General features: G+C 54.5%; 14 protein-coding genes. 3 read left to right on the top strand and 11 right to left on the bottom strand.

Annotated elements, in window-relative coordinates:
• Positions 1–70 precede the first annotated feature (70 nt).
• The 3 genes from CX511_RS11460 (at position 71) to CX511_RS11450 (ending at position 3276) form a co-directional block, all read left to right on the top strand.
• Positions 71–1873 (top strand): HAMP domain-containing protein, encoded by a 1803-nt coding sequence (locus tag CX511_RS11460; protein ID WP_045179715.1) that lies wholly within the window; start codon positions 71–73, stop codon positions 1871–1873.
• Positions 1870–2511: a two-component system response regulator NarL gene (gene narL / locus CX511_RS11455; protein WP_045179712.1), complete on the top strand. Its 642-nt coding sequence runs from the start codon at positions 1870–1872 to the stop codon at positions 2509–2511. The genes CX511_RS11460 and narL overlap by 4 nt, the downstream gene beginning before the upstream one ends.
• Positions 2512–2598: 87 nt before the next feature.
• A complete protein-coding gene (locus CX511_RS11450) occupies positions 2599–3276 on the top strand; it encodes a Crp/Fnr family transcriptional regulator (RefSeq protein ID WP_045179709.1) in 678 nt (225 codons plus the stop codon).
• A 180-nt stretch (positions 3277–3456) separates the two neighbouring features.
• Here CX511_RS11450 and CX511_RS11445 read toward each other — a convergent pair whose 3' ends face one another.
• The 11 genes from CX511_RS11445 to CX511_RS11395 form a co-directional block, all read right to left on the bottom strand.
• Entirely contained in the window at positions 3457–4467 is a 1011-nt protein-coding gene (locus CX511_RS11445; protein WP_220639133.1) for a tetratricopeptide repeat protein, read from the bottom strand.
• Positions 4464–5012 (bottom strand): hypothetical protein, encoded by a 549-nt coding sequence (locus CX511_RS11440; RefSeq protein WP_220639132.1) that lies wholly within the window; start codon positions 5010–5012, stop codon positions 4464–4466. The genes CX511_RS11445 and CX511_RS11440 overlap by 4 nt, the downstream gene beginning before the upstream one ends.
• A 153-nt stretch (positions 5013–5165) precedes the next feature.
• Entirely contained in the window at positions 5166–6182 is a 1017-nt protein-coding gene (locus CX511_RS11435) for a tetratricopeptide repeat protein (protein ID WP_143527646.1), read from the bottom strand.
• Positions 6179–7087, bottom strand: coding sequence for a hypothetical protein (locus CX511_RS11430; protein ID WP_220639131.1), 909 nt, complete (start codon positions 7085–7087; stop codon positions 6179–6181). The genes CX511_RS11435 and CX511_RS11430 overlap by 4 nt, the downstream gene beginning before the upstream one ends.
• A 41-nt stretch (positions 7088–7128) precedes the next feature.
• On the bottom strand, positions 7129–8139 hold the full coding sequence (locus CX511_RS11425) for a tetratricopeptide repeat protein (RefSeq protein WP_231353410.1): 1011 nt from the start codon (positions 8137–8139) through the stop codon (positions 7129–7131).
• Entirely contained in the window at positions 8136–8810 is a 675-nt protein-coding gene (locus CX511_RS11420) for a hypothetical protein (RefSeq protein WP_220639130.1), read from the bottom strand. The genes CX511_RS11425 and CX511_RS11420 overlap by 4 nt, the downstream gene beginning before the upstream one ends.
• On the bottom strand, positions 8811–9044 hold the full coding sequence (locus CX511_RS11415; RefSeq protein WP_220639129.1) for a hypothetical protein: 234 nt from the start codon (positions 9042–9044) through the stop codon (positions 8811–8813).
• Between the two features lie 41 nt (positions 9045–9085).
• A complete protein-coding gene (locus tag CX511_RS11410) occupies positions 9086–10102 on the bottom strand; it encodes a tetratricopeptide repeat protein (protein ID WP_101291780.1) in 1017 nt (338 codons plus the stop codon).
• Positions 10099–13485, bottom strand: coding sequence for a LysM peptidoglycan-binding domain-containing protein (locus CX511_RS11405; RefSeq protein WP_220639128.1), 3387 nt, complete (start codon positions 13483–13485; stop codon positions 10099–10101). The genes CX511_RS11410 and CX511_RS11405 overlap by 4 nt, the downstream gene beginning before the upstream one ends.
• The gene (locus CX511_RS11400; protein ID WP_101291804.1) at positions 13485–14348 is read right to left on the bottom strand and encodes a DUF4123 domain-containing protein; all 864 of its coding nucleotides are present in this window, start codon (positions 14346–14348) and stop codon (positions 13485–13487) included. The genes CX511_RS11405 and CX511_RS11400 overlap by 1 nt, the downstream gene beginning before the upstream one ends.
• A complete protein-coding gene (locus CX511_RS11395) occupies positions 14333–16372 on the bottom strand; it encodes a type VI secretion system Vgr family protein (RefSeq protein WP_220639127.1) in 2040 nt (679 codons plus the stop codon). Before CX511_RS11395 ends, CX511_RS11400 begins: the two co-directional genes overlap by 16 nt.
• Positions 16373–16419 lie beyond the last annotated feature (47 nt).

Raw genomic sequence — 16419 nt, 5'->3', positions numbered from 1 at the left:
AATCCAATGGCGATCACTCGCCGGAGCCCTGCATGCGTGTTTTTCCCTGTTTCGCCTCAGGCCCACGGTCATGATCCGTTGGCTACGCAGTTCCCTCCCCGCGCGCGCTGGCCTGGCGGTCATTTTGATTGCCGTGCTGGCCTTGGCGAGCTCACTGAGCGCCGGTTTGATCGCTTGGTTCAGCCAGGGCGATGCAGCGGCCATCAATACCGCGGGCTCGGTGCGCATGGAGACCTACCGCCTGAGCTGGAAGCTGGCCGCCGGCGCCGATAACGAAGAAATCAGCGGCATCCGGCAAAGCCTGCAACAGCGGCTCAACAGCCAGACGCTCAAGGCCGTACTCGAAGATGGCAGAAACGCCGAGCTCGAAGCCAGCTACCAGCAACTTCAGCTGTTTTGGCAACAGACCCTGATCCCGGCGTTGGAGCGTAACGACGCGGCGGCGTTCCAGGCCAGCGCCCTGCCCTTCGTCGAGCAGCTCAACCAATTCGTCAATCTGCTGCAGCGCCAGAGCGAACACAAACAGACCTGGCAACAGTTGATCCAGGGCGCAGCGCTGTTCATCACCATGATCGTCCTGCTGGTAGGCCTGCACGAACTGCAGAGCAACGTGATCAGTCCGCTGCAGGAACTGGTGGATGCCACCCAGCGCTTTCGCCGTGGCGAGTTCCAGGCGCGGGTCAACCATCAGTCCGAAGATGAGTTGGGCCAATTGGCCACCAGCTTCAACGCCATGGCCGAGACCATCGAGCAGTCCCATCGTACCCTGGAGACTCAGGTCCAACAGAAGACCCTGCACCTGCAACAGGCCAATGCTGCGTTGGAGTTGCTGTATCAAAGCAGTAGCAGCCTGGCCACGCGCCTGGCCAATGCCGAAGGTCTGGATGAGCTGATCCGCCGCTTTCAGCAACGCCTGCCCGGCCTGCGCCTGTCGTTGTGCCTGCAAGGCCAGATGCAAGCCCCGGCCCAACAGTTGCTCGCCCTGCACGGCGCTGATGACCGCAAAGTCTGCGCCAGTAGCGATTGCGCCACCTGCCAGCGGCATGACCAGCGCAACCCGCTCAGTTACAGCATCAGCAACCAGGGCAGTTCCCTGGGCGAGCTGAAGGCGCACTTTATTGATGGCCATCACCCCCAAGCCTGGGAAACCCAGCTGATCCAGGCGCTGGCCAACCTGATCGGCACCTCGCTGTCACTCAAGCGTCAACGCGAGCAGGACCACCGCCTGCTGCTGCTTGAAGAACGCGCGATCATCGCCCGCGAGCTGCATGATTCACTGGCCCAGGCACTGTCGTACATGAAACTGCAGGTCAGCCGCATGCAGACCCTGATGCGCCGCGGCGAGCCACTGGAAACCCTGGAGGGTGTGACCGCCGAGCTGCGCGAAGGGCTGAACAACGCCTACCGCCAATTGCGTGAACTGCTGACCACCTTTCGCCTGCAGATCCACGATGCCGGTCTCGCTCAAGGCCTGAAAGACACCGCCCAGGAATTTACCCGCAAAGGGGCTTTCCAGGTCCACCTGCACATCGACAACCTGGCCTTCGAGCTGTCGGCCAGTGAGCAGATCCACATCCTGCAGATCACCCGCGAGGCGCTGTCCAATTGCCTGCGCCACGCCCATGCCGATAACGCTTGGTTACAGCTGCGCCAGAACGGCGAGAACGTCTGCCTGTCCATCGAGGACGATGGTCGCGGCTTCGTCGGCAGCCGCGATCCCCGTGAACACCATGGCCTGAACATCATGGATGAGCGCGCGCGCAGCTTGTACGGCCAGTTGCAGATCCTTACCCGAGCGCCGCAAGGCACGCGGGTGCAAATGGAATTTCGCCCGGAGTTTCTCGGGCGTCCCACCCAAGGTAACGTCACATGAACAGCCCAACCCTCTGCCGCATCCTGCTGGTCGACGACCATCCGATGATGCGTCGCGGCATCCGCCAGATGCTCGAACTGGAAGACGACTTCGAGATTGTCGGCGAAGCCAACCACGGCGAAGAAGCCCTGGCAATGATCGAGCCCCTGCAACCGGACCTGGTCCTGCTAGACAACAACATGCCGCAAATGAACGGCATCGAAACCCTGCGCCACCTGCGCAACCTGTCCTTCAGTGGCAAAGTCCTGTTGTTCACCGTCTCCGACGCCGAAGACGATATCCGTGATGCCCTGCGCCTGGATGCCGATGGCTACCTGCTCAAAGACATGGAACCGGAACTGTTGGTCCAGTACATCCGCGATGCCATGAATGGCTCGTTGGTGATCAGCCCGGGGCTGACCCAAGTGATGGCCCAGGCCTTGCGCTCACCGCCGCGCCAACCCGAGGTTGAGCTGACCGAACGTGAACGGCAGGTCCTCAAGACCATTGCCAGCGGCTACAGCAACAAAGTCATCGGCCACAAGCTGGGGATTACCGAAGGCACAGTCAAAGTCCATGTGAAAAACCTGCTGCACAAACTCGGCCTGCGCTCGCGGGTCGAGGCCGCTGTCTGGGCCATGGAGCACCTGCGTCATTAACCCGGACTGCCCCTTTGGAGGTAGGCCGGCAGAGGCATAGGCCCGTGGCGCCTGGCGCTCTACCATGGCGGTCAGCGGAGGTATCCCATGCTGACCCACCCATCACATGTACTGTTTTTACGCCGTCATCACCTGTTCAACCAATTGCCTGAGAACATTTTCGAGCAAGTCTGCGGCCTGGCCATGCAGCGGCGCCTGAGTTGTCACGACACCCTCATGCACCAGCGTGATCCGGCCAAGCGTTTTTTCCTCCTGGTCAGTGGCCAGATCAAGCTCTACCGCATCACCGCCCAAGGTCAGGAAAACCTCGTCGAGGTGATTCAGCCGGGGCAGTCCTTTGCCGAAGCCCTGCTGTTCAGCCAGACCCGCTACTACCCGGTCAGCGCCACCGCGCTCAAGGACAGCGTGGTGATCAGCATCGAAGGCAACCACTACCGCAATGCCCTCGAAGACCAGCCACAGGTGTGCCTGTCGATCCTCGCCAGCATGAGCATCAACCTGCACCAGCGCCTCAAGGACATCGACACCCTGACCTTGGCCAGCGCCAGTCAACGGGTGATCAACTACCTCCTGCAGGAGCGCGACCCGCAGGATGATCGCGTGGTCTTGCAAGTGCCCAAGCGCCTGGTAGCGTCGAAACTGGGGATTCAACCGGAGACGTTTTCGCGCATCCTCCATCGCTTGGTGGAGCACGGTTTGATTGCCATGGAGCGACGTGACATTCGTATATTGGCGACTGAGGCGCTGGTCGATTACCAGCATTGATGGGCCAAAGTAACCAAAACTCGCGCCCCTTCCGACCGAGGAGCAGCCGAAGGGCCGTCTCTGCCCCATCGATGCTTGGGTTACGCCTAGGCGGGCTTTCAGGCCATCTCGCCTGTATTTTGCAACATCACGTGGTGTAGCCAATTTGAAGTTTTGAAATTTTTATATGGCGTACAAAAATCAAAAAGAATCCAACGGGTCAAGCATCATTGGGAAGAATGAAATAGGTCGTGGGTTGGCGGCCTGCCATTCCAATGCGAAGGCTTTTCCTTGTTCGATTTGTTCGGGGGTCATCTGGGCGGATATTTTGACAAGATGTCTTTCTGTAAATCTTAATGTGTCTCCGCCACCATCAAGCACTAATAATAATGACGTCAAGCCATAAGCTTTGATTAAGTCGAGCGGAAAATCAAAATAGGTTCGCAAGTGCGCATATTCAGAGGCCAAGTGACCTACACCATTTTGATAACCTGTTTTTGCCGCTTCTTCAATCCAGTAACGCACCACCGCCATGTCGCCTTGGTTTTCATAAATGATAACGGCGTACCTAACCATGGCTTCTGGGTGACCATTTTCAGCGGCAGCTTTGTACCAGCGCTCAATTTCCTGGCTGCGTCGCCAAGGTAGCCAAAAAAACCCATCGCCGTTATGGTATCTTCTTGCCAACCAATACTGAGCAAATGGGAATCCTGCTTCAGCAGATTTAACTAAAAACTCTAATTCTCCCGTCACGCGATAAAAAATATACAACCCTTCCGGGTCTCCTTTTGCGGCTAGCGCTTTGGATATTTTCCATGCCTCCAAAGACCAGTCGTCTGAACTTTTATAGCCTGCTGGGCAATTACCTAATATATTGCAAAGCCCGCTACCGCTATGGCCCAGGCGAATCATTGCATAGAGGTTGCCTTGACTCGCAGAGGCCTCAAGAAAATTTCTGGCCTCTGCTGTCATGTAACGACTTTTATGGCGAAGGTCTTCGCCTAAATAAAACTGCGCCTCTGCGTCTCCCGCTTCAGCGGCAATACGCAACTCCTTTTCGGCGGGTTTATATTGATTGTACAGCATTATGCCGCGCTCTTTCGCCGCCTGCTGAGCCGGCGACAATGCCGCAAATGAAGATACTGAAAAAATTGCAAAAACCCCAAGTAGCGTAACGAGTGATAGATATTTAAAGCCCTGGAAACCTATCATTGTCCTGCTCCTGTGTATTTCGCAATGCCACCTGGAATATAATCTCTACCGTAATATCCGCGGCGCTCACAGTAATTATCTTTTCCCGCGCCGAGCAACGCAGAACTGACCCGATATTCGGCACGAATCTCATCGGCCAGATGGTCATGTAGCCTCTCTACGCCTTCGGCTATGAAGTTGTCCATTTTTAACCTATTTGTACAATACGACTGGCCTGGGGTTTCCGATTTGCTGCCAAAGCGGCTCATTCGCATACACGCTTCTTCAAACTGCAGTTGAGCGGTGGATAGATTGCCTTTTTTCTGTGCATTAATAACGATCCAATCCAATAGCCGGTTGATTGCTCTTTGTTGAAGCATCCAGGCCTGTGGCTCGGTGTAGTGGGTTTTGACTTCTTTCAATACACCAGTGTAAAGGTCGCGGTCATAAGAAATAACATCAAACGCTTTCGCCTCACTAATCAACGTCATCAACATTGGCCCCAAGGCTTCCGGAATCGCCTCCACGGTCCATTGCTCCAACTCAGCGGGATAGCCGTAGTTCATGATGGTGTGGGCGATCGCCCCCCCTTACCCCCAACAGTAAGTGCCTCACAGAGCTCAGCAATCTTGTCAAAGCCCATCAGAGTGATGCTGCGCTTTTATTCCTCGACGTCATAATTTCTTGAGGGCTTATAATCCTCATATGACCTATAACATTCAAAACGAATCCAACGGGTCAAGCATCATAGGGAAGAATGAAATAGGTCGTGGGTTGGCGGCCTGCCATTCCAGTGCGAAGGCTTTACCTTGTTCGATTTGTTCAGGGGTCATCTTTTTAATCATTTCGGCTAGGCTATGTTCTGTGGCACCCAGTGTGCCTCCACCAACGTCAAGCACTAACAACAGTGACATCAGGCCATAACCTTTGACTAAGTCGAGTGGAAAGTCGAAATAGACTCGTTCATGTGCAGACTCAGCTGCCAGAAGCCCAATACCATTTTCATAACCTGTTTTTGCGGATTCTTCAATCCAGTGACGCACCACCGCCATGTCGCCGCGATCTTCATAAACAATGACGGCGTACTCAACCATGGCTTGTGGGTGACCATTTTCAGCGGCCGCTTTGAACCAGCGTTCAATTTCCTGGCTGCGTTGCCAAGGTAGCCAAAAAAAACCATCACCGTTATGGTATCTTTGTGCCAACCAATACTGGGCAAAGGGGAACCCTGCTTCAGCGGATTTTATCAATGAGTCAAAGTCCCCTGTTACTTTATAGAGTATATACAACCCTTCAGGATCTCCTTGTGCCGCTTGTTCTTTTGATATTCTTAACGCCTCCCGAAGCCAATCTTCTTGGCTTTTAAAACCTGCCGGGCAATTTCCTAATATATTGCACAGCCCACTACCGCTATTGCCCAGACGAATCATCGCATACAGGTTGCCTTGACTCGCAGAGGCCTCAAGAAAATTTCTGGCTTCTGCTGTCATGTGACGATGTTTGTGTCGAAGCTCCTCTCCCAAGTAAAACTGTGCCTCTGCGTCTCCGGCTTCAGCGGCAATACGCAACTCCTTTTCGGCGGGTTTATATTGATTGTACAGCATGATGCCGCGCTCTTTCGCCGCCTGCTGAACAGGTGTTAACGCTGCCAGCGTCCAAGCTGAAAACCCAAAGCATAGAATAAAGACCATCGAAATTCTTAATGATATTCTCGAAATGGCGTTGGAACGCGTCATTGTCCTTCCCCTGTGTATTTCGCAACTCCACCTGGTACATAGTCCCTTCCATAGTACCGGCGGCGTTCGCAGAAACCATCCTTCCTTGCACCGAGTAGAGCAGAGTTTTTCTTGTAGTTAGCGCGAACAAAATCGGCGTCCCGGTTGTGAAGCCTCTGAACGCCTTCATCCATGAAGTTGTCCATCCTCAACCTATTTTCACAATACGATTGACCTTGTTTTTTTGACTTGGTACCAAAGCGACTCATTCGCATACACGCTTCTTCAAACTGCAGCTGGGCGGTGGATAGATTGCCTTTTTTCTGTGCATTAATAACGATCCAATCCAATAGCCGGTTAATTGCTCTCTGCTGAAGCATCCAAGCCTGTGATTCGGTGTAATGAGTTTTAACCTCTATCCACAGATCTGTTACAAGATCGATTTCATAAGAAATAACATCAAACGCTTTCGCCTCACTAATCAACGTCATCAACATTGGCCCCAAGGCTTCCGGAATCGCCTCCACGGTCCATTGCTCCAACTCAGCGGGATAGCCGTAGTTCATGATGGTGTGCGCGATCGGTCCACCCTTGCCGGCGGAAGTAAGTGCCTCACAGAGCTCAGCAATCTTGTCGAACCCCATCAGGTAGAGCATGCCTGGATCGAGGCCCGCCAGGCCGAGCAAGTTCATTTTGCTGAACAGGTCCACCGCACTGCCATCCACCCAGTCCAGTGGCTGGCCGTGGTTTTTGTGCAGTTCGCGTCGAAACAGGTTCAACAGTTCATAGACGGCGTCGTACCCCACCTCAAAGGCAAACGTACCCTTGGCGCCAGGGCCAAAGATCAAGACGGCAGCGCCATCGTCGATCGGTGCGTTCGCCGCCACGCCGGTGAGTGATGCTGCGCTTTTATTACTCGACGTCATAATTTCTTGAGGGCTTATAATCCTCATATGACCTATAACAATCAAAACGAATCCAACGGGTCAAGCATCATAGGGAAGAATGAAATAGGTCGTGGGTTGGCAGCCTGCCATTCCAGTGCGAAGGCTTTACCTTGTTCGATTTGTTCGGGGGTCATTTGGGCGGATATTTCTTCAAGATTCTCTTTTGCGAACTCTAGTACTCCGCCACCTCCGTCTAGAACTAGTAGTAATGACGTCAGGCCATAAGCCTTTATCAAATCTAACGGGAAATCAAAATAGGTTCGTAAGTGCGCAGACTCAGAGGCCAAGTGACCTACACCATTTTGATAACCTGTTTTTGCCGCTTCTTCAATCCAGTAACGCACCACCGCCATGTCGCCTTGGTTTTCATAAATGATAACGGCGTACCTAACCATGGCTTCTGGGTGACCATTTTCAGCGGCAGCTTTGTACCAACGCTCAATTTCCTGGCTGCGTCGCCAAGGTAGCCAAAAAAAACCATCGCCGTTATGGTATCTTCTTGCCAACCAATACTGAGCAAATGGGAATCCTGCTTCAGCGGATTTTATCAATGAGTCAAAGTCCCCTGTTACTTTATAAAGTATATACAACCCTTCAGGATCTCCTTGTGCCGCTTGCTCTTTTGATATCTTTAACGCCTCCCGAAGCCAACCTTCTTGGCTTTTAAAACCTGCCGGGCAATTTCCTAATATATTGCACAGCCCACTGCCGCTATGGCCCAGGCGAATCATTGCATAGAGGTTGCCTTGACTCGCAGAGGCCTCAAGAAAATTTCTGGCTTCTGCTGTCATGTAACGATTCTTATGGCGAAGGTCTTCGCCTAAATAAAACTGCGCCTCTGCGTCTCCGGCTTCAGCGGCAATACGCAACTCTTTTTCGGATGGCTTGTACTGGTTATACAGCATAATACCGCGATCTTTCGCCGCCTGCTGATCCGGCGACAATGCCGCAAATGAAGATACTGAAAAAACTGCAAAAACCCCAAGTAGCGTAACGAGTGATAGATATTTAAAGACCTGGGAGTCTATCATTGTCCTACTCCTGTGTATTTCGCAATGCCACCTGGAATATAATCTCTACCGTAATATCCGCGGCGCTCACAGTAATTATCTTTCCTTGCGCCGAGTATCGCAGAGTTTTTCTTGTACTTTGCCCGAGTCTGATCGGCCAGATGGTCATGTAGCCTCTCTACACCTTCGGCCATGAAGCTGTCCATCTTTAACCTATTTGTACAATACGACTGGCCTGGGGTTTCCGATTTGGCACCAAAGCGACTCATTCGCATACACGCTTCTTCAAACTGCAGTTGAGCGGTGGATAAATTGCCTTTTTTCTGTGCGTTAATAACGATCCAACCCAATAGCCGGTTGATTGCTTTCTGCTGAAGCATCCAGGCCTGTGATTCGGTGTAGTGGGTTTTAACTTCTTTCAAAGCACCGGAATAAGAGTCGCGATCATAAGAAACGACATCAAACGCTTTCACCTCACTAATCAACGTCATCAACATCGGCTCCAAGGCTTCCGGAATCGCCTCCACGGTCCATTGCTCCAACTCTGAGGGGTTGTCGTAGTTCACGATGGTGTGCGCGATCGGTCCACCCTTACCAGCGGAAGTAAGTGCCTCACAGAGCTCAGCTATCTTGTCGAACCCCATCAGGTAGAGCATGCCTGGATCGAGGCCCGCCAGGCCGAGCAAGTTCATTTAGCTGAACAGGTCCACCGCACTGCCATCCACCCAGTCCAGTGGCTGGCCGTGGTTTTTGTGCAGTTCGCGTCGAAACAGGTTCAACAGTTCATAGACGGCGTCGTACCCCACCTCAAAGGCAAACGTACCCTTGGCGCCAGGGCCAAAGATCAAGACGGCAGCGCCATCGTCGATCGGTGCGTTCGCCGCCACGCCGGTGAGTGATGCTGCGCTTTTATTACTCGACGTCATAATTTCTTGAGGGCTTATAATCCTCATATGACCTATAACAATCAAAACGAATCCAACGGGTCAAGCATCATAGGGAAGAATGAAATAGGTCGTGGGTTGGCGGCCTGCCATTCTACTGCGAAGGCTTTACCTTGTTCGATTTGTTCGGGGGTCATCTTTTTTATCATTTCGGTTAGGTTGTGTTTTGTGCTATCCAGTGTACCGCCACCAACGTCAAGCACTAACAACAGTGACATCAAGCCATATCCTTTGACCAAGTCTAGCGGAAAGCCAAAGTAGGTTCGCAGGTGTGCGTGCTCAGTAGCCAGGTGCGCTACGCCGATTTGAAAACCAGTTTTTGCAGACTCTTCAATCCAGTGACGTGCTACAGGCATGTCACCGCCATTTTCATAAACAATAACAGCGTATTCAACCATGGCTTGTGGGTTGCCATTTTCAGCAGCCGTTTTGAACCAGCGTTCAATTTCCTGGTTGCGCTGCCAAGGCAGCCAAAAAAAACCATCGCCGTTACGATATCTTCTAGCCAGCCAATATTGAGCAAAAGGGAACCCGGCTTGAGCAGATTGAACTAAAAAATCTAATTCTCCTGTCACACGATAGAAAATATACAACCCTTCAGGATCTCCTTTTGCGGCCAGCTCTTTGGATATTCGCCATGCCTCCAGAGACCACTCATCTGAGCTTTTATAGCCTACCGGGCAGTTGTTTAATATATTGCAAAGTCCACTGTCGCTATGGCCCAGGCGAATCATTGCATAGAGGTTACCTTGACTCGCAGATGCTTCAAGAAAATTTCTGGCTTCTGCGGTCATGTGACGATGCTTGTGACGAAGTTCCTCCCCCAAATAAAATTGCGCTTCCGAATCTCCGGCTTCAGCAGCAATGCGTAACTCTTTTTCGGCAGGTTTGTATTGATTGTACAGCGTGATGCCAAGCTCTTTTGCAGCCGACCCTGCGGGTGTCAACGCAGCAGACGCCCATGCGGAAAAGCCTAAAAATAGAATAAATAACGTAGCACCTTGTAACGATAGTCTTCTAAATTGGCTGTAATACATCATTGTCCTTCCCCTGTGTATTTCGCGAAACCACTCGGTACATAATCCCTGCCGTAGTACCGACGGCGCTCGCAGAAATTATCCTTCCTTACACCGAGTAGTGCAGAATTTTTCTTGTAGTTGGCGCGAATTAAATCAGCATCTGGATCGTAAAGTCGCTGAACTCCTTCAGCCATAAAATTATCCATATTCAATCTGTTTGTACAATATGATTGGCCTGGTGCTTTCGATTTGCTACCAAAGCGGCTCATTCGCATACACGCTTCTTCAAACTGCAGCTGGGCGGTGGAAAGATTGCCTTTTTTCTGTGCATTAATAACGATCCAATCCAATAGCCGGTTGATTGCTCTTTGCTGAAGCATCCAGGCCTGTGGCTCGGTGTAGTGGGTTTTGACTTCTTTCAATACACCAGTGTAAAAGTCGCGGTCATAAGAAATAACATCAAACGCTTTCGCCTCACTAATCAACGTCATCAACATTGGCCCCAAGGCTTCCGGAATCGCCTCCACGGTCCATTGCTCCAACTCAGCGGGATAGCCGTAGTTCATGATGGTGTGCGCGATCGGTCCACCCTTGCCGGCGGAAGTAAGTGCCTCACAGAGCTCAGCAATCTTGTCGAACCCCATCAGGTAGAGCATGCCTGGATCGAGGCCCGCCAGGCCGAGCAGGTTCATTTTGCTGAACAGGTCTACTGCACTGCTATCCACCCAGTCCAGTGGCTGGCCGTGGTTTTTGTGCAGTTCGCGTCGAAACAGGTTCAACAGTTCATAGACGGCGTCGTACCCCACCTCAAAGGCAAACGTACCCTTGGCGCCGGGGCCAAAGATCAAGGCGGCTTTGATGCGCAGAATCAGTCGACCCTTATCGGCCGATAAGCTGAACTCCGCGGACGCACCGACACCAGCTGCACCAGCGAGTTCGCCTTCCAGCCGGGCCAGGCTCAGCCACTGACTACCCATGTACTGGGCGTGCTGTGAGGGCGTTGATGGCAACGAAACGCTGCGCAGTGCAACCAGGTCTGCAGGCGGCGCCCAGTTCAACGCCCCGGTCAGGCGAATACCCGCCTGCACGCCGGCAAACAGGTTAAAGGCGGCAGTGGCGCCATCGTCGATCTGCACGTTAGCCGCAACGCCGGTGAGTGCCGCTGCGCTTTTTTGGGTGTGCGCTGCCGAGAGGACCGCTGCCGGTGCCTGGGCGTCTTGCAAGGCGCTGAGTCCTGCGCCATAGCGGGTATTGCTGGGCGTCAGCGTGATAGTGGTAGAGGCCAGGATGGCTGCGCCGGCAAAGCCCCAGGCATGCGCGCTGAGGTTGAAGGAGAAGCGCCCGACATTCATCTCGCCAACGCCTTGGCCATCGTAGCGCTGATACTGAACCTTGATGTCCCGAGCCGCGCTGCGCTTAGGCCAGTCAAGCTTGAACAGTTCGATTTCACCCTTGGCCAGGTTGACCTCAACCTGCACCTGTGCCGAGGCTTCAATGCCGTTAGGGGACAAGCTGCTGCTGGCACTGACGGTTTGTTGCACGTTGGCACTTTTTGGAGTCAGGCAGCGAATCAGTTGGGCCTGCGGGCTGCTGTCAAATAAGCGCAGATCGCGCTGAGCCCCGGCCATGAACAGCATCTGACGCAGTTGCTCACCCCAGGCGGAGCGCTGATCGGCACTGGCCAAGGTTTTGACTTCGTAGCCTTGTTCGGTCAGTTGGCGGTGGAACTGCTCGACATCAAAACCGCCTTCGTTGTCGAACCACGCACCTTGGTCGGCAACCGGCACTGCCCCCATGGAGGTGAGCCACTCATGAAAGTCGCTGTGGGCCTGATCCTTTGCGGATTTTCCAGCACTGTTTGCCCCCCATTTGACGGTGCTGTGCTCCTTTAGCGACTTGAGTAGCGTCAAGCTGATATGGCGCACCGCAGAACTGCTGGCTGGCCAGCTGATTTCTCGCAGCGGGAAGTCTGGTTTGACCAAGCGCTCTACCGGAGTGGGCATAAACTGCTCGGGTTCCCACAGCAGATGGCGCCGGGGCACGGTCGATGAGACATTGCTTTGCGCCAGCTGGCGGGTTGCTTCCAACTGGGTTTGCAGATCAACCCAGAGCGTACGTTCGCCTGCCACCAGACTGTCAGGTGCCTTGGTGTTTTCACCGCTGGCCTTGATCCAGGTTTCGTACTTGTCGAACAGACGCTGCTTGATTTCGGTTTGTTGCAGTTGCAGCGCCAGGTAGGCCTTTAGCGCTTGCACCCCCGCTTCAAGATCCGCACCTTGGCACAACGCCAACTCTGGCAGTGCAATGCCATAATCGGCTGCGTTGAGAATGGCATCGAGGTACTTCGGATAGGCGAATTTTGCCGCCTCCTGGGTGTACAAGGCGTAGTAGCTCACCAGCTCTGCTTCACACTGGATCAAGCAGCTCTCCAAGCGATTTCGATGCTCGCCGGCGGCTTGCAGCACCCCGGCCACCTCATCGATTGAGAAGGTGCTGAGTTGCCCTTTGTCGTCCAGCAGCTTGGCGCGCTCGCTCAGGTAAACCTGAACAATGTCGCGGGCCTTGAGGGCTTCAGGGGTAAACAGTGCGCCGCCTTCGATCACGTATCCCTGACGTTTAGCTTGCGCTTGGGCAATGTTGGCCAGGTGTTTCCATTCCTGGTGAAGCACCATCAGCGCCTGGTATTTTTTATGGTTCTCCAGCATCCGCTTGTTGTCTTCGCTCGCTTTGTCACGCGAGTATGGATCAACGGGCCCCGCGCTTTTGGCGGCGATTTCGCGCTGTTTGTCTTCAGCCGCTGTCCTGACCTCCATGGCATAACGAGGGTCAGCAATGAGGGGTTCCTCTGCCTCAATTGCGAGCATTCGCGCCTGTTGCTCACCCTCCAGGAAATTGGCCAGTTTGGGTTCCAGAAAATAGTCCAGCAAATCGCAGGCATACAGGCCCTGCTGACGCTCCTGTGCGCTCTGGCCTGGGGCAATCAGTTCATCCAGCTGGCTGGCGGCTTCCTTGAGTGCGCCGGCCGCCTCAGCCGACAGTAACCAGAACGACTTCTCGTTGGTTGCGTAAATGATCTCGGCGTACACCGAAGAGCAGGCGAGCTTTTCCTGTGGGGCAAAACACATGCTGGCGGAGGGTTTGGGTTTGGTCTGCGGATCCAGCTCGAGGCGCGTGGCGGTCGGCGGTGGCGCAGGCAGGTTTTCCGGCTCGGCGTAGGTTGTGGCTGGAGGTGTTGCGCGCACGGTTTCACTGCTGTGAATAGGAACGCTGAGGTTCCATCCCGGTTCGATGATATTGACAATGAAGGGGTTCAGCTGCCGCAGCTGCGCAACGCTACAACCATACTGCTGGGAAATTTCATTTAACGTATCGCCTGCTTTGACGGTGTAATTGATCACTTCCATTAGCGTTGTTTCTTCCTCGATCCAGGCAAACCATGCAGCACCCGCAGTTGTTCAACCTTGTCAAAAGCTTGATCAGCACCACGTAGAATGGCCATGGCGGCGGGTTGAGTGGCAAGGTCAGTGCGCGCCAGCACCTCGGCTAACTGCAGTAGATGAGCGCTTTCGTAGATCTGGTGCTGGAGCGCCAGGTTCAGGTTGTCGATTAATGGGGGGAGTTTTGCGACATCCGGCTGGTTAAAGGCGGCGTACTGCTGGTCTAGCCAATACACCCAACGCAGCGTGACGTAGACCGGCTCGGTGCGAGGTGACAAGGTGAAGAAGGTGCTTGTCGGCGCTGGGGAAGAACGTGCTGCTTGCCAACTCAGCCAGCCCGGCGACAGGCCATGGATATGGCGGGTAGAGGGTACGTACACCGTTGACCAAGGGCCCAGCAACAGGTTCATTGACGAAGGCTGGGTCGTCCCCAGCAGGGCTGCGCACAAGGCGGGCTGATAGTAGGTCACCAAACTTTGACCGCCGGAGCCGTCATTGACTTTCAGTAGCCAACGCGCGTGCTTTAGTGCCAATTCACTGTTGGTCGCCGCAATCGCTATGCCGGCATGGTGGTGCTGGCAAAGCTGCTCACACCACTGGGCTGTGGCGCTATCCGATTGCGCGCTGAGCCAGATCGGCCCTGCACTCGCCTGCGAGGCAAAGTCAGTACCGATGAGCAGATAGTCGAATGCGTGCACATGACGTGCGGTGAGCTCTTTTAACAGATCGGGATACAGCACCTGGTCAAGAATGAAATGCAGCGGCTGTGAAGTTGCCGCTAATGTGTTCTGCCGAGGTTGGTTGATGAAATCGATCAGTCCTTCTTGCATGCGCAGTCTCCTCGACTACAGGCGCCATTACTTTGCTTGCCACAGAGTTTGTGGATACCGGGCTGGATGGGGCCGTATAGCGCAATACCCGGCGGCAGCGCCTCGGGTGATGACAGCCCTTCGAGCATGCCGGGTAATACCGGAGCAGCAGCGGTTCCCACAGTGGGTGCACCACCGATTTGAATTTCGCTACTGCTGAAAATGCCGCCGGGGCCGATGACGATGTGCTGGCCGCCGCCTTTCAAGGTGATGCTGGCGCTGGCATCGAGAATCACATGGGCACCCGCTTTAATGTGCAGTTGCTGGCCCGCTTCAACTGCCAGCGTTTGTCCGATGCGGGTATGGCTGCTGCTGGCGACCTGCAAGTAGTCGTTGGCCTTGAGTTCGACCTTGCGGTCCGCGCCAACAGTGCGCTGGTCTTCAGCTTCCAGCACTGCAATGCTGTTGCCCTTGATGGTTTCCCGGCGCTCGTTACCGACCTCAAGCTGGCTGTCGTGTTCGATCTTTTGCTCCAGGTCGCGCTGGGCACGCAGGTAGATCAATTCTTGGCCTTTGCGGTCCTCAATCGACAGCTCGTTGTAGCCACCGCTGTCAGGCGAGCTACGGCTGCGCAGCACGGTCTTGGTTTTGTTCGCGGGCAACGGGTAAGGCTGCGGGGTGAGCTTGTTGGGCACGCAACCGGTAATCAACGGCTGGTCGGGATTACCCTCCAGGTAGGTCACCACCACTTCCATGCCGATGCGCGGAAGGGTCACCGCGCCAAAACCCTGTCCAGCCCAACTGGACGCTACCCGTAGCCAGCAACTGCTCTTGTCACTGTTCAGCTCGGCACGGTCCCAGTGAAATTCGACTTTGACCCGCCCGTATTCATCGCAGTAGATGTCTTCCCCTGCTGGCCCGGTAACCCGGGCGGTCTGGCTGACCAGCACAGCGTTGCGGGTGACCAGCGGTGGCCGGTAGAACACGTCCCAGGGAATGGCGCTGAAACTGTTGCGATAGCCTTGGGTAAATCCGTCGGCAGGCTGGACGTCGCTGCCGACTGACTCCTCAAGCACCTGCGGCTGTTTACCTTCATGGGTGACGCTGAGCAAGAGCCACAAGTTATTGCAGTCTTTACGCGGGTGCTCGGTCAGGTCGAAGAAGTGGCCGCTGCGCAAAAACGGTTGGTCGCTTTGACCTTCGGCCAACTGATAGTCGCTGCGGTGTCGTTCCAGGGCCTGGCGGGTGCGTTGCCTGGCGAGTTTCTCGGTGTCCATCGACAGCGGGTAACGGTAGTCCTCAAGCTCCGGGCTGAACTCGGCGGTGAACTGGCTCTCCAGCAGCAAGCTTGGCCGCTGGAAGTCATAGCCGCGGCGCGTGACCGTGCTGGTGCGGGTGCTGAAGCGCCGGGAGAACTGGCTGATGACCGGGTGATCGGCCACCAAACCACCGCCTTGCTGATACGGCGTTGCGCCGAGCTTGGGGAAAAACGTCTGGTCGTCGGTGAAGACCAGTAAGTGGCCATCCGGGCTGTGTTGGTGATGCCAGGCAATCCCGTCTTCACTGCACAGCCTCCGGATCAGTTCGTAGTCGCTTTCAAAATATTGAGTGCAGTATTCGCGTTCAGGGCTGGTGCGGACATGGAACGCAAAGGCATCGGCCTGAATGCCATGGCCCTGAAGCACCTGGGTGACGATCTGCGGCACCGTCAGTTGCTGGAAAATCCGCTGGTTGTAGCTGAATTGCAAGTAGTGCAGCGCGGGCACCAAGGTCAGCTGATAGCGGGTCAGGCGTCTGCCGGATTCGCCGACCAGAACATCTTCGATATGCCCATGCAGCCCTTCACCCTGCAAGCCAAAGCGCAGGAACGCCGGCTGACCGAGCAGGCTTTCCATATCGAAATCAGGGTACTCGCTGACCAGTTCGACCTTGATCGCATACAGGCAACTGATGGTTTCAGTACCGTCGAAAGCCAGCACTTTGAAGTCGTTGCGAACCGTGGGGATCAATAACTCGAAATGGGTACTGTTGGCCGCCGTGACCATAGACTTATCCTTAAGCAGTGAACGCTAGCAAAGCAATGCCCTGACGG

Source organism: Pseudomonas sp. S06B 330, assembly GCF_002845275.2.
Classification (GTDB): Bacteria; Pseudomonadota; Gammaproteobacteria; order Pseudomonadales; family Pseudomonadaceae; genus Aquipseudomonas.
Note: the sequence above shows the minus strand (reverse complement) of the source record. Positions and strands in the feature narration are given on the sequence as shown.